Here is a 19,527-nt window from a genome sequence, read left to right as displayed (position 1 = left end):
AGGGTAGAACAGGAGTGTGAATAGACGATGAACGGACGGTTACAAATGCGGAAGCCTTATCGTAACCGCTGTGCCTACGCGAGCTTTGCTTTCAATGGAGATATGACCCTGGTGCAGCTCGATAATCGCTTGAGCGATAGATAAGCCAAGTCCGCTGCCCTTGCCTTTGCCATTGCGTGATTTGTTAGCCTTGTAGAAGCGCTCAAACACATGCATTAGGTCTTCGTTCGCTATGCCGATTCCAGAATCCTGTACGGTCACGGTGATCTCTTTCCTTACCTGAAGCCGAACCGTAATATGACCATCAGCAGGGGTGAATTTGATAGCGTTCGTCAGCAAATTGATCCATACCTGATAGAGCTGCGACTCATGAGCACTTACAGTAACTTCATCCAGATCAAGCTCAACGGTGAGCGCCTTGCCTGACCATTGCCGCTCAAGCACGATTACGGCCTGCCGGATTTGCTCATCCATACGAAATGTGGAGCGGCTCGGCAGCATTTGCTCGTTATCGAGCGAGGCTAGCGTCAGGAGCTGTGTGCTGAGGGAAGACAGCCGTCCACTCTCCTCCTCAATAATGCGCAAGTACAGCTCCTGTTCTTCCTTTGTTGCTGCTCCGCTGCGAATAGCACTTGCAAATCCCTGAATGGATGTAAGAGGCGATTGAATCTCATGGGAGACGTTCGAGACGAATTCCTGCCGCATCTTGTCCACTTGGCGCAGCGCGCCTGCCATAGTGGTGAAATGCCGGGCTAGATCGCCGAGCTCATCTCGCCGCTCCACATCCATCGTAATATGATAATCGCCATGAATAATTTGATCTGTTGCTCTCGTCAGCTTCTTGAGCGGTCTCACAATGAGTCTGGTTAGCAGTGCGATCAAGATAAGACTAAGCAGGAAGGTGACAACGAGCAAGAAGGCCATCAGCAGCCGGACGTCGCCGATTTGTTGCGCTAGATCCGGACGGATAAATAAAGCATAACGTTTGCCGTCGCTGTCTACTGGAATGCCAACACTGTTACGCAGACTGTTTTCGAAAAAACCGATTACTTTCAGCGCGTGGTGCTGCTGTAGAATACCCTCATAAAGGGTGCCTGCAAGCACTTTCTTCACAATCTGCGCGTCAAGCTCTTTACGCTTGTAAGTCCCGCCGAAGTATTCGCCTGTCAGCGATTCATCCACAACATAAATCTGGAAGCCCAGCCGCCCGATTCGATCCGCGTAATCCTTAATGTCCATAGCAGGTGTTTGCTGGTATAGCTGTGCGATTTCTTCTACCATGCTCGTAATTCGTTGTTCATTGATCTCTCGGAGCTTGGCCAAATAATAAAAGTTGGACATAAACAGCGAGGCGGCGCCGCTTATTAGCGCGATTAGGATAAAGGTAGTCACAATTCGTGTGTATAGTGATTTCATTCGCCGGCAACCTCTAGCTTATAGCCAATGCCGCGGAGCGTGGTGATGACAAAATCATCTGAGCAATGCGAGAATCGCTCGCGAAGCCGCTTGATATGGACATCGACCGTGCGGCCATTGCCTTCATAATCGGCACCCCAGACGCTTTGAATCAGATGCTCTCTGGTGAAAATCTTGCCAGGATAGCTCGCGAGATAAGCGAGCAGCTCGAACTCCTTGAGCGGGATGACAAGCGTCTGCTCGCCAAGATGTATCTGATAGCCTCTTCTGTCGATTCGAACCTTGTTCAGCGTGATCTGTTCAGAGGAAACGAGGCGATAACGACGCAGCAGCGCCTTCATTCGCAGCAGCAGTTCCTCCGGCTCAAACGGCTTCACGACATAGTCGTCTGTCCCAGCAAGGTAGGCTTGTTCCTTGTCCTTGAATTCACCAAGCGCGGTCAGCATAATAACAGGAATATCGTAGTCAGCGCGAATTTCTGCGCAGAGCTGCCAGCCGTTCTTGCTGGGCATCATCACATCTACAACAGCCAAGTGCACAAGCTCACGTTCCAGAACCGCAGTTGCCTGAATGCCATCCTCCGCTTCCAGCACCTGATAGCCTTCCTTTTTCAATATAAATCGCAGCAGTTCACGAATATGGGCATCATCGTCAACGACAAGAATATGCAGCTTCAACCCTTTTCCCCCTCGAATGATACGATGGCTAGTATAGCCAATTGAATATAACCATCATAAATCAAAGTACTAATCATTACGATGAAAATCCAATCAACGTTATATGGTTTGCTGCTATGAATGCCCTTACAATGAATAACAGAAGGAGGGACGCGACATCATGTTAGCACAACTATACAAATATCGTTGGCAGTATGTAATGATTTTCCCGGCAGTTTTGCTTTTGTTTCTATTTAACTATGTTCCAATGGCTGGCATTCAAATCGCCTTCCGCGATTTTCAGATCGGGTCCTCCATATGGGACAGCGCCTGGGTTGGATTCCAAAACTTTGCGTTTCTGCAAGAGCCTCAGTTTTGGATTGTTGTAAAAAATACGCTGTTCATATCGGTATTGAAATTCGTATTCGGATTTCCTGCTCCGATCATATTGGCAATAATGATTAATGAATTGGTGAGTGCAGGCTTCAAAAGATTCGTTCAATCGGTCAGCTACTTGCCTCATTTCTTCTCATGGATTGTCGTCGCTTATATTTTGCAATCGTTTCTGACATTAGACGGCGGCTTGGCGAATGATTTGATTACAAAAATGGGTGGAGAACCAATTTTCTTCTTAGGCTCGGAGAGTTGGTTCCGACCGATGATCGTCTCCAGCGGCTTGTGGAAAGAAGTGGGCTGGAATACGATTCTTTATCTCGCAGCCATTACAGCAATAGATCCACAGCAATATGAAGCGGCCAAGGTGGAAGGCGCCGGGAAGTGGGCACAGATTCGCCATGTCACGCTTCCAGGTATGATCCCGACGGTTTCGATCGTTCTCATCCTTAGCATTCCGAGTCTTATCACCGTGGGCATGGATCAAATTTATCCGCTCTTGAACCCGGCGAACATGCAGGTGGCGGACGTTCTCGATACGTATGTGCTTCGGACTGGTCTGCAACAGGGGTATTTCGGAATGGCTACAGCAATCGGTCTCCTGTCATCCGTTATCGGTCTTACTCTAGTAGTGCTCACGAATCAGATATCTAGAAAATTGAATGGCGAGGGGTTATGGTAATCGATGAAACGTACATCTGGAGAGATCATTTCCCAAATCATTCTTATTGTTCTTATGCTTCTGCTATGCTTATCCGTGCTCTATCCATTCGCGTATATGCTGGCGATCTCACTGAATGAGGGAACCGACGCAGCAAAAGGCGGCGTATACTTGTTGCCACGGGCATTTACGCTGATCAACTATGAAATCGTACTTGGCAACGAAGTGATTCAGCACGCTTATCTCATTACGATCTTGCGTACCATTGCTGGTACGATAGCGGGCCTTATGGTCACGCTGATGGTAGCATTCGGTTTATCGTATACGAAGGTGCCATTCCGCAAATCGATTTTGAGCTATATTTTGCTCACGATGCTCTTCAGCGGTGGACTTGTACCTCTTTATATTCAGCTTTATAATTTGGGTCTCATTAACAACTTCTTGGTTTACATCATACCTGGTATGTTCTCTGCCTGGAATATGTTTGTCATGCTGAAGTTCATTCAAGGCATTCCGGAGGCGCTTGTTGAGTCAGCGGAGCTCGATGGGGCAGGACCGTTCCGAGTCTTGCTTCAAATCATCGTCCCGCTGTCGAAGCCGATGCTTGCTGCAATCGGATTGTTCACCGCCGTCGGCCATTGGAACGATTGGTTCGCTGGAGCGTTCTATGTGACCAAGCAAGATTTGATTCCGGTACAAACGTTTTTGCAGCAGTTATTGTCGGCGCAGGATATGTCGGCCATCTTGGGCTCGAACTCGAATCAGGAAGCACTGGCAAGAGGAACGCAAATGCAGAACGTGACGCTCATGTCTGTCAAAATGGCGACCGTAATGGTAAGTGCGATTCCGATTCTATGCGTGTATCCTTTCCTTCAGAAGTATTTCGTGAAGGGTGTATTGATCGGCTCCGTCAAAGGATAGGAGCCGTTACTTGAGGGTATTGGGATTCATCACATACCGTTATTCATGCAAGTGAAAAGGGGAGAGAATAAGCATGCAGAGCAAATGGGTAAAGAAGACTGGTTTAATGGCCATGTCCGCGGTCGTATTGCTTTCTGTTGTCGCAGGATGTTCAGGCTCAAACACACCTAAGAACGAACCAACGAGTACGAATACAGCCGAAGGAAGTCCCGAGACTGTACAGGGTCCGCAGAAGTTCAATCTTTGGCTAGGCTGGTCCGCAACCGTTAACAATGACAGCCTTGTCCAAAAATATTGGAAAGAAGAGGAGCCGGGCATTGAGATTGAGCTTGAGGCGACACAAGGGGACGCTGTAACGGCACTTAACCTGAAGCTAAATACAGGTGGATTCGAGGATGCAGCTGTTTTCAACCGCAGTGAAATCGTGAAAGCGGCGATGATTCGTTCCAAAAAAATTCTGTCAGTAGAGCAATATTTCGATATGCCTGATAAATATCCAAGTCTTGCAGCGATTCCTAAGGAGTACTTGGAACAAATGAAGGATGCGGATGGACATATTTGGTCCATTCCAACCTGGTTCGACCAAAACCCAGACAATCCATGGCCGGGCTGGGCATCGCAAACATGGCTTGTACGTACGGACGTTCTTGAGAAAGCAGGAATGACGACTGCGGATCTGGCTACAATTGAAGGCGTTGAAGCGTACTTGAAAAAAGCTGCTGAGCAGAAAGACGCGTCAGGCAAGTCGCTTATTCCGCTTAGCTTCTTAATGGATCCCAACGATACGGCAGGCTGGAATGATGAAAATGCGGTTTTGAGCACGTTTGGCGTAACGACGGGAGGCGGTATTATCCCGGTAGAGAAGAAGGGTGACGAACTTGTCCTCTTGTATGACGACCCACAGTATAAAGCGGCTTACCAATGGATGAACAAAATGTATCGTTCCAATCTGGTGGACCCAGAGGTCGTAACGGATAAAAAGGAACGCTACAAAGAGAAAAACAAAGCTGGACGAGTAGCGATGAACGTAGGCTCCTTCTTTAACGTGGATAATTCGATCTGGGAAACGTTGGAAGGTCCAACTGAGCCAGGCTGGTTCTATCAAGTCGTTCCATTCCCTAAGGTAAAGGGTGTCGAGAAGCTTGGAGCGAACACTGTCATCAATCCATATCCAGGATATGACGTCTACATTAGCAAAGATTCCAAAAATCTAGAGGCGGTTTTGAAGTTCCTTGATTACTCGCTTAAGCCTGGGGCGGAACAGCAGCAAGTCATTAATGAAGGACCAGAAGGAAAGTTCTGGGGCTGGATCGATCAGCCGCTAGGACGATGGAATTATATTGATGCAGAATATGATAAAGCGCGTAATTCTGGCGAGCCTGCACAGAAAGCGAAAGTAACGCCAGAGCTGTACATGATTTCTTCCTACAATAACGACTGGTATCCGTGGTGGAATTACGGCACAGGCGATAAAGTCGGAAACGAAAAAACGTCGCAATTCACGTCAACGGTAGGACAGATGGGCGCTGTACGCAGCACACAAACCTATGACTTGGTTAAAGCGAAGGCAGGCGGTCTGCTAGAGAAATACTTGCCTGAGCTCGAAAATATTCGCAAAGAGTATAGAGCGAAGTTTCTCATGTCTAAAAGCGAAGAGCAGTTCGAAGCAACCTGGACGGCTTTCCGCGATGCCCTTGAGAAACGTGGGCACTGGACTGAAGTTAAGCAAGAATGGCAGGAGCAATATGAAGTATTGCTGAAAGAGCAAAGCTAACAGTACACCATAATGGAGCAACCCCTTCTGGGAGGTTGCTCCCTTTTCCATTGTTACGAATACGATTACAATACGGAAAGGAGGGATACGATGCAATTACGCCGAAGCCTTGAACGAATCGTTATTAAATACACCCAGAAAATGAACCTGCGTAGAAAAATATTAATTTTGTATGGAGCCATTATTTTTGTTCCAACGATTTTTTTAGGCATTATTGCGGGTTATCTTGCGCTTGAAAGCTTCAGAGACAATTACTTGGTCACCATTAATGAAGCGATGCGCCAAACCGTTCAAAATATAGAATTCCGCAAGCAAAGCTACGATGTGCTTGCCACCCGGACAGCAACGGATGGGGAGCTAATCTCGCGATTAAGCCGCGATTATTCGGACATGTTCGAGCAGTTGAATACAGTTGAGTACGTGGACCGTTCATTTGTATATACGAGTAAATATTTGCCGGGTATCGATGATTTTCGGATTTATCACACGAATCCAATGCTTGTCCAGGATGGACGCTTGCTGTGGAAGCCGGAAGGACGTATTTTGCAGCCCGGCTTGAATGAAACGGATTGGTTCAAAGCAACGAGCGAAGCTTCAAGTTCGTTAATATGGAGCAATGTGAACAAGGATAAGCTGGTCATCTCCCACAAAGTGATGAGTCCTGCCGGCAATTTGCAGGGCATTATTTATATGCTGCTAGACTATAAGTCGGTTTTCGGCAACCTGTTCGATCAGCCGTTCAGCGGTTCAGGCGAATTATCAATTATTGATGATTACGGCACGATCATCGTTTCCTCCGATCCAGAGAAAATCGGATTAAAGCTACAATCTCTATCGCTGAACCATCACTGGGAACAAGCGAGCCTGTCTGACGGCGTAATGGTGGATGGCAATTTGCTAATGGTAAGGCCGATTGATTCGAATTGGCATGTTGCCGCATTGATTCAGATGGATCAGCTGGAGCAACAGTCCAAGACGATTTTATACGGCATCATTGCTGTTATTTTTTTATTTCTACTTTGTTCGACTTTTTTGATCATGACGGTGCTGAAAAATGTCGTATGGCGTATTCGTAAGCTAGGCACTCGCATGTATGATGTCAGTCAAGGTCAATTCGATGTCAGTATCCGCAATACGGCTAAAGATGAGCTCGGCGATCTGGAGGTTTTATTTAATTCGATGTCCGGCCGATTAGGTATGCTCGTTGAAGACATCACGCAAGCGAAGCTCAAGGAGCGCGAGCAATCATTCAAAGCGCTGCAAGCTCAAATCAATCCGCATTTCATATATAATTCGTTAAGTCTGCTGAGGTGGCGTGCGCTGGATCTTCAAGATGAAACACAGCTGCGCACGATTGATGCCTTGACCGCCTTTTACCGGCTGGCACTGGACAATAAAATTAATGTCATACAAATAAAGGGCGAGCTTGATCACGTGAGAGCCTATTTGGACATTCAAGAGATGCGTTATCCGGGGAGGGTGACCATTGAGTGGCATATTGAGCAAGAGCTGCTGGAGCTTTATACGATTAAGCTGATATTGCAGCCTATTGTAGAAAATTGTTATTTGCACGGCAACATTACAGGGAAGAAGGGCGGCGTCATTCGAATATCGGCGCAGCTCGAACAAGACAACATTCGACTCGAGGTTTTTGATAACGGAATAGGCATCTCAAGCGATATGCTGGAACAAATTCGATTAGGCAAGCAGGCGGGGAACGGCAATGGATACGGTACGGCCAATATTCGCGAGCGGCTCCAGCTCTATTTTGAGAGCAAGCATGAATTTACGATAGACAGTAAACAAAACGAATGGACTGCGGTTACGATTATCATACCGGCAAGTGTCCATAGGCCGCAGATTAGGAAGGTGATGTAATGTTGTTACAAGCGTTGATTGTGGATGATGAGCCAACCCATATTCAGGGGCTTGTGCGCTATATCAAGTGGCAGGAGCTAGGCTATGCGGTACCTTTCACAGCAGAATCCGGCCAAGAAGCGCTCGACATATTGCACAATACTCCTATAGATGTGTTGATATCTGATGTATCTATGCCTGTTATGACAGGAATTGAGCTTGTTGCCGAGGCGCGAGTAGTCCAGACGCAGCTTCAGGTGCTTATGATCAGCGGGTACAACGAATTTGAATTTGTGCAGGAAGCGATGAACGTTGGAGCAAAAGCCTATGTGTTGAAGCCAATTAAGGTGGAGGAGGTAGAGAGCAAGCTTACCGGATTCCGCAAGTCACTAACCAAGCTAAAGCAAATTGAGACTCAAGCACAGGAGCTGCAGCAGAAAGTATCCGGCAGCCTCGATATTGTCAGGGAACGATTCGTGTCCGACGTCATTGGGGAAGCAGGCATACATGCCGAGATGCTGCATTCATGGGGCAGTCTGCTGGAGCTTCCTGTAAGCAATCGAGAGATCGGATTAATCGTCTTGGGCTATGATCACTTTCATTCGACCGTGCAGAACGCAAGAGAGAGAGTTGTAATCAGCAACGGATTTTTGAGAACGGTTCATATAGGCTTAAGTGATTTTGATCATGTTTATGTCGCAAAGACCGGCAACGACGAAATCGTCGCTCTGCACATTAATTTAAGCCCGATTGAACGTGCGTCGATCGAGAAACAGCTTGCTTTTATCCAAAACGTCATGCAGGAGCAATACGGTTCAACGGTTACAATCGGCAATAGTAGAGTATGTACGACTTGGGAAGATGTGTCGACCTTGTATAAGGAAGTCAAATTCATGATGGCGAGATTCCGCCTGATGGAGAGTGGACAAATTCTGCACTACGATCGGCTGGATGAATCGGAATTTCAACAATTTCGTCTGCGTGAAGAGATTATTCCTGAGATTATACAGCTGACAGAAGATGCGGCCGATTCACATAAGGTTGTTGACTACGTTACGAATGTGTTCGATATGCTGCTGCCTCAGCCATCTATGCCGTTTACGTATATTCAAGCGTTTGGCATGGCTTTGCTAAGTGAGCTGGCTCGCAAGCAGACGTGGAATAAAGAGATGGGCGGGGAAATGAATTTGGAGATGTGGCAGAAGCTGATCGATTGCAGAAGTGAGGCGCAAATTCGTGAAGTTGTGCTCGATTACGTGCAACGCCATATGGTCAACGAGAAGAAAGGTGAAGCCAGCCAAAGGCATAATCTGATTGGCAAGGTATCCGAGTATTTGGAGACACACTTCCAAGAACATATTACAGTGAAGCAAATTGCAGAAATTCATCATTTGAATGCGAGTTACTTGAGTGTACTGTTCAAGAAAGAAATGGGCAAAACGATATCTGATTTTCTTCAGGAAACGCGCATGAATAAGGCGAAAGAGCTGCTTAACAATCCAAACATCAAGGTGTACGAGGTGTCGGAGCAGGTTGGATTCCAGACCGCCGCTTATTTCGCTTATTTGTTCAAGAAAACGACGGGTTACACCCCGCAAGAATATAGAGATTACCATTAAGGCAGATGCTGCCAAGAGCTGGAGGATGCGATAGAAATGATGATAGAGTCCATTGCGGGAACGTGGAGATTTCAACTAGATGCTTTGAAGAAGGGAATCGAGGATCGTTATTATAAAGAGCTGCTGCAAGATGATATTCAGCTGCCGGGAACGACAGCTGAGAATAAAAAAGGTGAATATAACCTGTCTAGGGAGGTTGCCCATCTTACGGAAACGTATCCGTTGACCGGATATGCTTGGTATCAGCGCGATATTGAAATTAAGGAAGCTTGGGCGGGCAGGCCTATTCGGCTGTATATGGAACGAACAAGAATAACACAGGTTTGGATTGGCGAAGAGTGGAAGGGTACGCAGAATAGTGTCAGCGCGCCTCATGTCTATGAATTTGGAGCAATGGCTCCAGGAACGTATAGGTTAACGGTATTAGTCGACAATAGCAGCTTGCCTGTAAAGGGCGGACATATGACATCCCCAGACACGCAAACGAACTGGAATGGACTGCTGGGCAGAATCGAAATTCAGGCAGTGGAATTGATTCGTGTGGAGCGGGTCAATGTCTACCCCGATGTTGCGAATAAGTCGGCGCGGTTCACCTTTCAACTGATTAACGAAACTTCGACCGCTGCCGATGTCAGGCTCTCATTTGAACTGTCGGATGCTGTGGGGACAGCTCATGCAGTTTCTAAGCATGCGGGGAGTGTGGGGAGGATACTGAATATTTCTTCTGAACCGGGCACTCAAACGGTTGAATGGGATTACGTCATCGGCGAGGATGCAGCGCTGTGGGACGAGTTTACTCCTGCGCTTTACCTTATGAACATTGACCTTGAGGCCATTGCCGGGCAGGAAACTTATCGGGATGAGCAGGCTATAAGCTTCGGCATACGTCAATTCGGTACAGAAGGAACGCAGTTTACGAACAACGGTCGAAAAGTGTTTTTGCGGGGCAAGCATGACGCGCTAACGTTTCCGTTAACGGGCTATTCGCCGATGACCGTGGAGGAGTGGGTGAAGGTATTGTCCATTGCGAAAGCTTATGGCATTAACCATTACCGCTTCCACACCTGCTGCCCCCCTGAAGCGGGCTTTATGGCTGCGGATTTGCTGGGCATTTATTTCGAGCCGGAGCTGCCCTATTGGGGAGCCTTCCAAGATCCAGAGGATGTGGATTATGATGAAGCGAGGGCGGACTATTTGCGTGAGGAAGGCTTGCGTATTCTGGATGCATACGGCAATCATCCATCATTCGCTTTGTTCACGCTTGGCAACGAATTGCATGGAAGCCGCCAAGCGATGCTGGCTCTGCTGAAGGAGTATCGGGAACGAGACAGCAGACGCTTATACGCTGAAGGAGCGAACAACTATTTCTGGGCACCTTCCTTCACGGAAGAATCTGATTTCTGGGTGACGATGCGTACGGGACATGCCGGCTCGATCGTTAGAGCTTCGTTCTCACATGCGGATTTGCCGCTTGGACATGTGCAGGCAAGCTATCCGTCAACGCTCACGGACTATAGGCACAATCTGCCGGACATTCAAGCACCGATCGTCAGCCATGAAATCGGGCAATATCAGTCCTTCCCTAACTTTGGCGAAATCGACAAATATGTCGGTGTTCTACAGGCCCGTAATTTCGAGGTATTTCGTGAAAGGCTTGTACAGGCGGGAATGGGGGATCAAGCAGAGGCTTTCTTCCAAGCATCCGGACAGCTAGCCGTTATATGCTACCGCGAAGAAATTGAAGCCGCATTGCGTACGCCGGGCTTCGGCGGGTTTCAATTGCTCGATCTGCAGGATTTCCCCGGTCAGGGGACGGCTTTGGTCGGCGTATTGGATGCGTTCATGGATTCGAAAGGGTTTATTGAGCCGGAGAAATGGCGCGAGTTCTGCTCGGACATCGTATTGCTTGCCCGTTTCCCACGCTATACGTATACCACGGATGAGACGTTCGAAGCGCAATTGGAAATGGCGAATTACGGTTCTGACGAGCTTGAGGGCGTTCAACTCGACTGGTCGCTTCATCAGGGCGAGCAGCTAATCGAGGCTGGCTTGACAGCCGCTGCGGATGCCCAGCAAGGTACTTTGGCGTCCGTTGGCAAGCTGCAAATCAAGCTGTCCCAGGTGATTGCGCCAGCTAAGCTTACGCTGAAGCTTGCATGGAAGGAGGGCGGGATCGCGAATCATTACAACATTTGGGTATACCCAGAAGCGGTTGAGACGGATGGAGCAGACGGTGTTCATGTACGTCGAAGGTTCGATCAGGAGGTTCAAGAGTTGCTGGACGGCGGTGGCCGTGTGCTGCTTGTTGCCGAGCAGGATCAGCTAGAATCCCATATTGACGGGGCCTTCGCCTCGGATTTCTGGTGTTACCCGATGTTTAGATCCATCTGCGAAGGAAATAATGCTGCACCTGCACCGGGAACGCTGGGCTTATTATGTGATGAGCAGCATCCTGCATTTCAGGCGTTTCCGACCGAGTTCCATAGCAATTGGCAATGGTGGCCCATTATGATGAACTCACATTCGCTGCTATTGGATGATTTGCCTGCCGATTTCCGCCCGATCGTACAGGTGATTGACAACTTTGAGCGCAACCATAAGCTGGGTTTGATATTCGAGGCAAAAGCAGGCCGCGGAAGCCTGCTCGTATGTGCGAGTGATCTGATTGGTCAGCAGGATAAGCCAGAAGCAAGGCAGCTTCTTCACAGTCTGCTTAGCTATGCAGCTTCAGCGGAGTTCAAGCCGACAGGTGAGCTAAGCTTCGAGCAGCTGCGCAGCGTGCTAGACCCGAACGCGGCAACCGAAAGACAGTCTCATCGCGGCCAAGCGGTTATTAATCCTTCTTATCCGAACTAATTTTATTAGAGGTTCTATATAGACAGCCCTGCTCTTAAGTGAGCAGGGCTGTTGCTGGTTGAGAAGATAGCGTATTTAAATCATTGAATCGATAACTTCGGTCTAATATTACGGTATTGGTGATTATTGTTAATGTAATGCTGAATGTCAGAAGAAAATAAAGTCTTAGACTGATGGTGTATCATTAAGCTATTGGGCAGATCCTATGCCTTTTGATCTGTCCGGACTTCTCCCTCGATTGGTACGATAATAACATCATTGGCATCTTCGATCAAAGGGTAGTCGGTAAAGCCTAACACGGTACTTGTACCTTTACTATCGATCGTTCCGTAAAAAAATTTTTCAAGCATAACATTTTGAGTGAAAAAGACGGATTCGCCAAAGCCCTCAGGTCTCTTTCCAACTTCACCATTCCTTCCCATAGAATCATTTTGCCATGTCACAACCGCAATTCCATCCTGATCAATCTCTTTATAATGAATTAGTCCTTTATACTCTACCTCAAAACGCAGTGCTTCTCCCTTTGGAAAAGTATAAGTAAAAGTGAATCCTTCTCCTGATGCTTCTATTTGTTTATCCACATACGTTGCTGGATAATGAATTGCAATTTCACGAGCTTTTACTAAATCTCCGCTCATGAGTATTTTGAAGCGCTCATGACCAGAAGGAGTCCGCACAATTGCAGTCTTATCCGTACTGTTGTATTTCACTGTTCCCCCCAGTGTTTCTGATAGAAAACGCAGAGGAAGATAAGTTCGACCATCTTTAATCATTACAGGGGCATCCAGCTTGACGCTTTTACCATTAACGAGGGCTGTTTTGGTGCCACCATTAAGGCGCACAGTTAATTTCTTTTCTTTATTAATTATTATTATCGTTTTCGTAGCCTGCTCATAGGAGTACAATAGTTTTTCAGGATCTTTAAAAGAGTTGAGCTGTACCATTGTCCTTTCGTTTACTGTTAGTACATTCTCCTGTAAAGCGCCATCAATATAAACCAATGTTTGTTTTTGCGGCGCAGCGGAGATAGCTGATCCTGATGCCAGCATTCCAACAATGGAAAGCGAAGCAACCGTTGTTTGCATCCATTTTTTCAATTGTAAGACCTCCCTATTTAAATATCCCTCACTTCTACTTCAAACGACTAAATTTTCCATAAAAAGCTGCATATTTATAATATTTTTTATAAGGCAGATCATCTTTATTTTCAGAATCACCAATGCGGATCAGTCCGTTAGAAATCATAGTTTAACTGTTGATCTGAACGGCGTAGAAGTTATAGGCCAAGCTGCTGGGGTACCGTAAGTGCAGCGCCGCCACAGGAAACGACTCTATCAAGCAATGCTGAGTTGGCTAAATTTACTGTGTATATCTCAAGCAAGCCGCTGGGTTTATCGCCTGCATTCACACATGGAACAAAAACGTATACAGCAGAAACAGATGCGGAGTATATCGAGCTGCACTTGGCCCCCTCTTACTTCACGGCAAATGTTAAATTGCTGGGTGAACGCGCAGGAGAGAAGAGTACCGTTTCATTAGCAATGGGAGCCAATGTTCTTAAGATTGCGGTTCAAGCTGCCGATGAACCGTGGCAAACTATACGCTAACAATTAATCGTATTGCTCCACCAGCTCAAGGGTGTCCGTTTACGAATATTGCAAAGCACTGGGCTAAGGCTTATGTTGAAACAACCCGTGAACGAGGGATTCTGGTCGGACGGGCAGGGAATCTATTTGTGCCAAATGGCGTAGCAACGAGAGCGGAAGCTGCCGTTATGCTTTTAGGGTTTTGGAAATTTCTTAAATAATACGAGAGCACGTTAATAAAGGCTGGTCCAGTATGTCAACGTAATGACGTCGCGGCCAGTCTTTTATTTGTCGAACGGTGAAGCAGCTTAGAGAGGGGATTTTATGCGCCGCTACTAAGTACCAACAAGATCAGTAAACACTTCATCAAAATTTCTATTCAGCATATCTTCCTTTGTAATATAAAAATATAGTAATCCTGATAAATCCCAGTGCATTCCTATTTCATCATTGGTATCTGCCTGAAAAAGTAATTCAGTATCAGCATCTTGAGAGCCATACTGTAACCCATTTATATAACCTAAAAAACGGAACCCAATATCATGCTGGCACATCTCATAATACGATGAACAGAAGTTCTCGTAGAGGACATATGCATCTTCGTCGTTGTTAAATAAACGTTTTTCAGTAATAAGTGAGTGATCCGGAATCGTGTTTTCAAACTTAAAATTCATTAAGCAACTCGAAAATGAAATAATATCCGGGCCTGCCTGAAATCGTATCAGATCCGATATATTAGATGTGTATAGCACCACGTTTTGATCTTTTGGAAAAGTGTCATATAAAAATTCATGAGAGAAGAGCACATCGTCATCACAAGGATAAAAAAAATGAAAAATTCCATTGGTAGGATAATTCGGATCTATCGAAGATATAGGAAATTCCTCTACATTTATTTGTGCTATAAAACTCATTGGATGCCCTTCCCAGTCGGGCCACTTAAATCCCATAGGGATATCAGGTCTCCCCCCAATTTTACTTTTTCCGATAGGGATTTGATCTTCTGGTGTTATAGTTGGCTCTAAGAAGAATCCAGGCTTCACTAATTGTTTATATTTCTCCCAGTGTCTTTCCAAACCTGCGTTCGAAAATAATTGTTTGATTACCTCCAGTGACGGCTCCGGTTGCATCATTAGCACATCCTCCATAAAATAGTGTTAGTTCTAAAAAAGCAACCGAACGTAATACGTTGGCTGCTGTCGTATTGCTGGGCTAGAATTTCATGTTAGCTGTATAAGTAGATAACGTCTTAGTATGAGGAAAAATATCAACTATTAATTATTCACTTAGCTCTTCGCGGTCATCGAAGTCTCGGACTGGGATTTCGCCGACTCCGAATTTGATGTCAGAACCGTCAATGACCCCTGAGATTTGCTGGGTATCAGCATCATAACCCACCTGAGAGGATCCCAGCTGTTATCAAATTTTTCATTCATATTCATGTTATTTGGGCATGACGTTAACCTACTGCCCGTTAGCTCCATTAATGAAATTCTTCTAAACCACTCATATTTGCAATAAATCCAAATTAATTGCTTTTCAATTGAGTTTCAAGGAGTTCCTCCATCTTGAACAAAGAGAAGAAACTCAGACCATCACTTTCCAGGTTGTCTCTTCCCTGCGGTTCCCTCTCAATCACACAAAGGACGCTCACAACATTTGCTCCAGCGTTTCGCAAGTCTGCCGCACTCAGCAAAATCTGTCCTCCTGTTGTGACGACATCTTCAATAATACAAACCGTTTTCCCATTTACGTCAATACCTTCTGCAAGCTTGCATGTACCATATTCTTTTGCTTTTTTACGAACGAATGCCACAGGGATTCCAGACTTTAATGATAGTGCTGTTGCGACTGGAATTCCGCCCATTTCAAGTCCCGCTATAACCTCAGTACCTGAAGGAATTAGCTTGGATAGATGCTCAGCTATCTCGTTAAGTAAAACAGGATTGGACTCAAATAGATATTTATCAAAATAATCATTTGATACGTTTCCAGACCTTAATTTAAAGCTTCCTGTTAAGTGTGCTGTTTCGTAAATCTTATTTGCTAACCATTCTCTGTCCAAAACTTCACCAACCTTATACGTTTCCTTAATTTTACCATATATACCCTTAATTTATAACCTCATTAAGCTGCTTGTTAGCAGTAACTGGGCGATAACCCATTCGAGAGGGTGCCATTTTTTTTGTATGTTAAAGGAAAATGGCTAGGGCTGACAGCTATGAAAATATATTTTTATCAAGTATAAATGTCTATTATGTTTTGGTCGATTTTTGTCGATTAATGTCTTATTACAATGGGTGGGGTTGAACATATGAGCGTATTTCGAAAGCTATCTTTGACATTCAAATTTATAACGGTGGTCGGATTAGTAACTGCCTTGGTGCTGGGTTCGATATTGCTGATTAATCTACAGCAGGTAAGGTCATTAAGTATGAATAAAGGGGAGCTTGAGGCCGAGAAGGCTGGCATGGATTACGCTACAAAACTAGAGAACAAGATGACGGAGTTAGAAGCAGCCTTGCAAACGCTGTCGACGACGCTGCTTGAGACAAGAGGCAACGGCCAACTCTCACGGGAGGATGTCATTTCCATTATGAGTCGAATGCTGCAGGAGCGTTCGGATGTGTTCGGTCTCTATACACTGTGGGAGCCGAATGCATTCGATCAAAGCGATCAGGATAATCAAAGCAAAGCGGTGTATGACGATGCTTCCGGCAGATTCGTACCATACCTCATTCACGATGGGGATAAGGTGGCTGCTGAGCCGTTGAAGGATTATGAGACGCCGGGAGCTGGTGATTATTATCTCATTCCAAAAGCGAGCAAGAAGCTTTCCTATATTGAACCTTACAGCTATGAGGCGGGAGGCGTACAAACGGAGCTAATGTCGATTGTCCACCCGATCTTGGATGAAAAGGGTACGTTTCTCGGCATAGTAGGCATCGATTTATCGCTTGCCCAGCTGCAGGAGGAAGCTGCGAAGCACAAACCATTAGGCGGTTATGTTTCGTTAGTTACAGCCGCCGGCCTGTACGCAGCCAATCCGAATGATCCGGATTCGATTCTACAATCATACGGGGATAATCCCGAGAAGCAGAAATTATGGGAACAAGTAAAGAGTGGTACCAACTACAAAGACTTTACTTCGAATTCCAAAGGCATCACTGTACTCCGTGTATTCGAACCGGTTCTAATGCCGGGCAGTGAGCAGGTTTGGTATACGCAGTCGGCGGTTTCAAAGGATATTATTTTCGCTGAATATAATGATGCGAAATTTACTGCTATATGGACAGCAGTTGCTGCCATGCTGGTTTTGGCAGGCATTATGGCATTCCTCATTTGGAGCATGGTCATCAAGCCGCTCCGAGTGCTGTCGAGCAAGCTTCAGCTTATGTCGCAAGGAGACTTAACGCAGCAGCTTCACATTCGGACAGGCGACGAGTTCGGCATTATGGGCGGACATTTCAACGAAATGACGAGCAAGCTTCGCGGGATGTTCCTGCTCGTATCCGATTTATCCATGGCGGTCGGCGCGACTTCGGAACAGCTAACCGCTAGTGCGGAGCAGACTGGTAAGGCTTCTGAGACGATTGCAATGTCGATTGGCCATGTAGCTGAAGGGGCGCAAAGCCAGCATAGCTATGCGTCGGAAGCATCACAGGCGATGGGTGAAATGACAGTAGGCGTGCAGCGGATTGCAGATTCTTCAGCATCGGTCTCGTCATCCGCGGAGGAGGTAGCTGAGCAGACAAGAGCGGGCAGCGCCCAGCTTCAATCAGCTATACATCTAATGGATGAGCTGCAAATGTCGGTAGCAGAAACGGGAAGAGCAATTGACCGTTTAGGTGAGCGGTCAGATCAGATCGGCGGCATGATTGATATGATTTCGAACATAAGCACGCAAACGAATCTGCTTGCCCTGAATGCGGCAATCGAAGCCTCCAGAGTAGGCGAGCATGGAAGAGGGTTCGCCGTTGTGGCCGCAGAAATCCGCAAGCTCGCAGAGCAAACCAAAAAAGCTGCCGAGCAGGTAACCGACTTGGTTGAGGATGTGCGGGGAGACACGAATAAAGCGGCATTAACGATGGCAGCAGGCAATGAGAAAGTACAGCAGGGCGTGAAGAGCGTGGCGGACAGCGGCCAATTGTTCACTTCCATTCTAACGGAAATGTCGCAGGTTAATGGTCAGATTCAAGAGGTATCCGCTGCGGCGCAGCAAATGACAGCCAGCACGGAGCAAGTTTCTGCGAGCGTTTCACAACTGGCTGACCTTGCATCGGAGGCGTCCTCGGAATCACAAAGCGTTGCTGCGGCATCGGAGGAGCAGCTTGCTTCCATGGAGGAAATCTCCGCTTCGGCGGAGGCGCTGAGCAACATGGTTCAAGAATTGCTGGAGAAGCTGTCGCAATTTAAAATATAGCGGATTATTTAAGGGTCGTCCTGATGATAAATTCAGGATGGCCCTTTTTTTAAAGGCTATGTTAAACTTTAATTTTGTTTTTAGCCCTAAAGAAAATCGCCCTTTGAAAAGGCGGTTAATTTAAATATCGTACTCGTTACTTCAACGAGACTGCCGATTCGTGTCGGCAGCCTCGTCCTTGATTCTTATTGAACTAACATTCTTCGTTAGTTCAATCGCTTAGGGTATTTCTGAATGAATATTGATTATCTCATTGGATTGTGAATCACTATAACTGCCTAATGCTGGGGCATGAATATGATGATGAAATCTCTGGTTCCTAGTTTTCCATGTTAAAGTTCATCCACCACTTCCATCTCTTTTCGTAATACAACACAGCATCGTTGCGTTATAAAGCCAAAAAGAGAGCTGTCGCGAAACAGCTCTCCATTGCCCTGCCCATTACGCTTCCCATTCGCTCGCTCGCTTCTTTACCGGGATCCAGATCTCGCTACGGAACGCCGGCGAGCTCGTGTCCTTGCTCACGTTCCGCAGCATCTCCGGCCCCGGCGCCAGCTGGTAGCCGGTTGTCGGGAACCACTCCGAATAAATACGCCCCCATACCGATTGCAGCGCTTCCGGGAACGGACCGACCGCTTCGAACAACGCCCACGTCGTCGCCGCCACCTCCAGCGCCGCGAACCGCTCAGGGCAGGGATTCGTCGTCGCGGCACCGATATAATAGTCGAACTCGCCTTGCTTCTCCATGCGTCCCTCGGAGAAGTTCGCCGACGCGCTGACGAGTCCCGCCGGCTCGACGTCAGACAGCCGTTCCAAGCGTACGAACTCCTCCTCGTCCAGCGAATTCCACATCGCCGCGATGTACGGGTTCACACCATCGAATACGATCGGCACCCGCTTGCTGTAGCCGACGATGCGGAACGCTTCCTTTTCCACGATCCGATAGTTCATCTCGCTTCCTCCCTGTATCGTTAATCGGAAGGCCATCGGCGGATAAGCTTTCAGCATCGCGCCCGGCCTCCTGGCTTCGGATGGCGTCGCGTCGTGCAATTGCTGGAATGCCCGCGCAAACGCGTCCGGCGACGAATATCCGTACTTCAGGGCGATATCGATCACCTTGGCGTCGCTTTGCCGCAGCTCTGCCGCGGCGCGCGTCAGCCTTCTGCGCCGGACGTACTCGGACAGCGGAATGCCCGCCAGGAACGAGAACATCCGAGTGAAGTGATACTCCGAGCAAAGCGCGATCCGCGCCGCCTCGGTCATGTCGATGTCGTCTGCGAGCCGCGCTTCGATGTATGCCAGCGCGGCGTTCATGTGCTTCAGCGAATCCATATGTGCTTCAGACCTCCTCTCGTGAACAGAATA

General features: G+C 47.1%; 15 protein-coding genes. 9 read left to right on the top strand and 6 right to left on the bottom strand.

Features of this window, described 5'->3' with window-relative positions; genetic code table 11:
• Window positions 1–39 precede the first annotated feature (39 nt).
• Window positions 40–1,416, bottom strand: coding sequence for a sensor histidine kinase (locus FGT79_RS27140; protein ID WP_138755976.1), 1,377 nt, complete (start codon window positions 1,414–1,416; stop codon window positions 40–42).
• On the bottom strand, window positions 1,413–2,093 hold the full coding sequence (locus FGT79_RS27135; RefSeq protein ID WP_138755975.1) for a response regulator transcription factor: 681 nt from the start codon (window positions 2,091–2,093) through the stop codon (window positions 1,413–1,415). The genes FGT79_RS27140 and FGT79_RS27135 overlap by 4 nt, the downstream gene beginning before the upstream one ends.
• Window positions 2,094–2,253: 160 nt before the next feature.
• On the opposite strand from FGT79_RS27135, the gene FGT79_RS27130 reads away from it, so the two are divergent.
• From FGT79_RS27130 to FGT79_RS27105, 6 genes are all read left to right on the top strand, one after another.
• Complete coding sequence (locus tag FGT79_RS27130; protein WP_138755974.1) at window positions 2,254–3,147, top strand: ABC transporter permease; 894 nt, start codon at window positions 2,254–2,256, stop codon at window positions 3,145–3,147.
• A 3-nt stretch (window positions 3,148–3,150) separates the two neighbouring features.
• Complete coding sequence (locus FGT79_RS27125) at window positions 3,151–4,047, top strand: carbohydrate ABC transporter permease (protein ID WP_138755973.1); 897 nt, start codon at window positions 3,151–3,153, stop codon at window positions 4,045–4,047.
• Window positions 4,048–4,120: 73 nt separating this feature from the next.
• Window positions 4,121–5,821: a type 2 periplasmic-binding domain-containing protein gene (locus FGT79_RS27120; protein WP_138755972.1), complete on the top strand. Its 1,701-nt coding sequence runs from the start codon at window positions 4,121–4,123 to the stop codon at window positions 5,819–5,821.
• A 90-nt stretch (window positions 5,822–5,911) separates the two neighbouring features.
• The gene (locus tag FGT79_RS27115; RefSeq protein WP_138755971.1) at window positions 5,912–7,699 is read left to right on the top strand and encodes a cache domain-containing sensor histidine kinase; all 1,788 of its coding nucleotides are present in this window, start codon (window positions 5,912–5,914) and stop codon (window positions 7,697–7,699) included.
• Window positions 7,699–9,297, top strand: coding sequence for a response regulator transcription factor (locus tag FGT79_RS27110; protein ID WP_246096654.1), 1,599 nt, complete (start codon window positions 7,699–7,701; stop codon window positions 9,295–9,297). Before FGT79_RS27115 ends, FGT79_RS27110 begins: the two co-directional genes overlap by 1 nt.
• Before the next feature lie 36 nt (window positions 9,298–9,333).
• On the top strand, window positions 9,334–12,153 hold the full coding sequence (locus FGT79_RS27105) for a glycoside hydrolase family 2 protein (RefSeq protein WP_212758638.1): 2,820 nt from the start codon (window positions 9,334–9,336) through the stop codon (window positions 12,151–12,153).
• Between the two features lie 203 nt (window positions 12,154–12,356).
• Here FGT79_RS27105 and FGT79_RS27100 read toward each other — a convergent pair whose 3' ends face one another.
• Window positions 12,357–13,250 carry a copper amine oxidase N-terminal domain-containing protein gene (locus FGT79_RS27100; RefSeq protein ID WP_138755969.1) on the bottom strand — a complete coding sequence of 298 codons (894 nt, stop codon included), beginning with the start codon at window positions 13,248–13,250 and terminating at the stop codon, window positions 12,357–12,359.
• 252 nt (window positions 13,251–13,502) lie between these two features.
• Here FGT79_RS27100 and FGT79_RS27095 point away from each other — a divergent pair, with 252 nt between their 5' ends.
• Both FGT79_RS27095 and FGT79_RS27090 read left to right on the top strand, forming a co-directional pair.
• Window positions 13,503–13,760, top strand: coding sequence for a cadherin-like beta sandwich domain-containing protein (locus tag FGT79_RS27095; protein ID WP_138755968.1), 258 nt, complete (start codon window positions 13,503–13,505; stop codon window positions 13,758–13,760).
• Window positions 13,742–13,960 (top strand): S-layer homology domain-containing protein, encoded by a 219-nt coding sequence (locus FGT79_RS27090; RefSeq protein ID WP_138755967.1) that lies wholly within the window; start codon window positions 13,742–13,744, stop codon window positions 13,958–13,960. The genes FGT79_RS27095 and FGT79_RS27090 overlap by 19 nt, the downstream gene beginning before the upstream one ends.
• A 114-nt stretch (window positions 13,961–14,074) precedes the next feature.
• Here FGT79_RS27090 and FGT79_RS27085 read toward each other — a convergent pair whose 3' ends face one another.
• Together FGT79_RS27085 and pyrE are read right to left on the bottom strand one after the other, a co-directional pair.
• Window positions 14,075–14,872, bottom strand: a complete 798-nt coding sequence (locus FGT79_RS27085) for a YwqG family protein (RefSeq protein ID WP_171056472.1) — start codon at window positions 14,870–14,872, stop codon at window positions 14,075–14,077.
• A 395-nt stretch (window positions 14,873–15,267) separates the two neighbouring features.
• Window positions 15,268–15,804 (bottom strand): orotate phosphoribosyltransferase, encoded by a 537-nt coding sequence (pyrE, locus tag FGT79_RS27080; protein WP_138755965.1) that lies wholly within the window; start codon window positions 15,802–15,804, stop codon window positions 15,268–15,270.
• A gap of 249 nt (window positions 15,805–16,053) precedes the next feature.
• On the opposite strand from pyrE, the gene FGT79_RS27075 reads away from it, so the two are divergent.
• Window positions 16,054–18,162, top strand: a complete 2,109-nt coding sequence (locus FGT79_RS27075; RefSeq protein ID WP_171056471.1) for a methyl-accepting chemotaxis protein — start codon at window positions 16,054–16,056, stop codon at window positions 18,160–18,162.
• Between the two features lie 441 nt (window positions 18,163–18,603).
• Here FGT79_RS27075 and FGT79_RS27070 read toward each other — a convergent pair whose 3' ends face one another.
• Window positions 18,604–19,494, bottom strand: coding sequence for an AraC family transcriptional regulator (locus tag FGT79_RS27070; RefSeq protein ID WP_138755963.1), 891 nt, complete (start codon window positions 19,492–19,494; stop codon window positions 18,604–18,606).
• Window positions 19,495–19,527: the final 33 nt, after the last annotated feature.

The sequence above is a fragment of the Paenibacillus sinopodophylli genome (genome assembly GCF_005930355.1).
Classification (GTDB): domain Bacteria; phylum Bacillota; class Bacilli; order Paenibacillales; family Paenibacillaceae; genus Pristimantibacillus; species Pristimantibacillus sinopodophylli.
The sequence above is the reverse complement of the archived record's forward strand: the minus strand, read 5'-3'. Positions and strand labels throughout refer to the sequence as shown.

What these genes read in the sequence shown, in the direction of transcription:
- FGT79_RS27070 (WP_138755963.1), bottom strand. Translation starts at nt 19,494, where the DNA reads ATGGATTCGCTGAAGCACATGAACGCCGCGCTGGCATACATCGAAGCG.
- FGT79_RS27115 (WP_138755971.1), top strand. Translation starts at nt 5,912, where the DNA reads ATGCAATTACGCCGAAGCCTTGAACGAATCGTTATTAAATACACCCAG.
- FGT79_RS27085 (WP_171056472.1), bottom strand. Translation starts at nt 14,872, where the DNA reads ATGATGCAACCGGAGCCGTCACTGGAGGTAATCAAACAATTATTTTCG.
- FGT79_RS27125 (WP_138755973.1), top strand. Translation starts at nt 3,151, where the DNA reads ATGAAACGTACATCTGGAGAGATCATTTCCCAAATCATTCTTATTGTT.
- FGT79_RS27120 (WP_138755972.1), top strand. Translation starts at nt 4,121, where the DNA reads ATGCAGAGCAAATGGGTAAAGAAGACTGGTTTAATGGCCATGTCCGCG.
- FGT79_RS27140 (WP_138755976.1), bottom strand. Translation starts at nt 1,416, where the DNA reads ATGAAATCACTATACACACGAATTGTGACTACCTTTATCCTAATCGCG.
- FGT79_RS27075 (WP_171056471.1), top strand. Translation starts at nt 16,054, where the DNA reads ATGAGCGTATTTCGAAAGCTATCTTTGACATTCAAATTTATAACGGTG.
- FGT79_RS27130 (WP_138755974.1), top strand. Translation starts at nt 2,254, where the DNA reads ATGTTAGCACAACTATACAAATATCGTTGGCAGTATGTAATGATTTTC.
- FGT79_RS27105 (WP_212758638.1), top strand. Translation starts at nt 9,334, where the DNA reads ATGATGATAGAGTCCATTGCGGGAACGTGGAGATTTCAACTAGATGCT.
- FGT79_RS27110 (WP_246096654.1), top strand. Translation starts at nt 7,699, where the DNA reads ATGTTGTTACAAGCGTTGATTGTGGATGATGAGCCAACCCATATTCAG.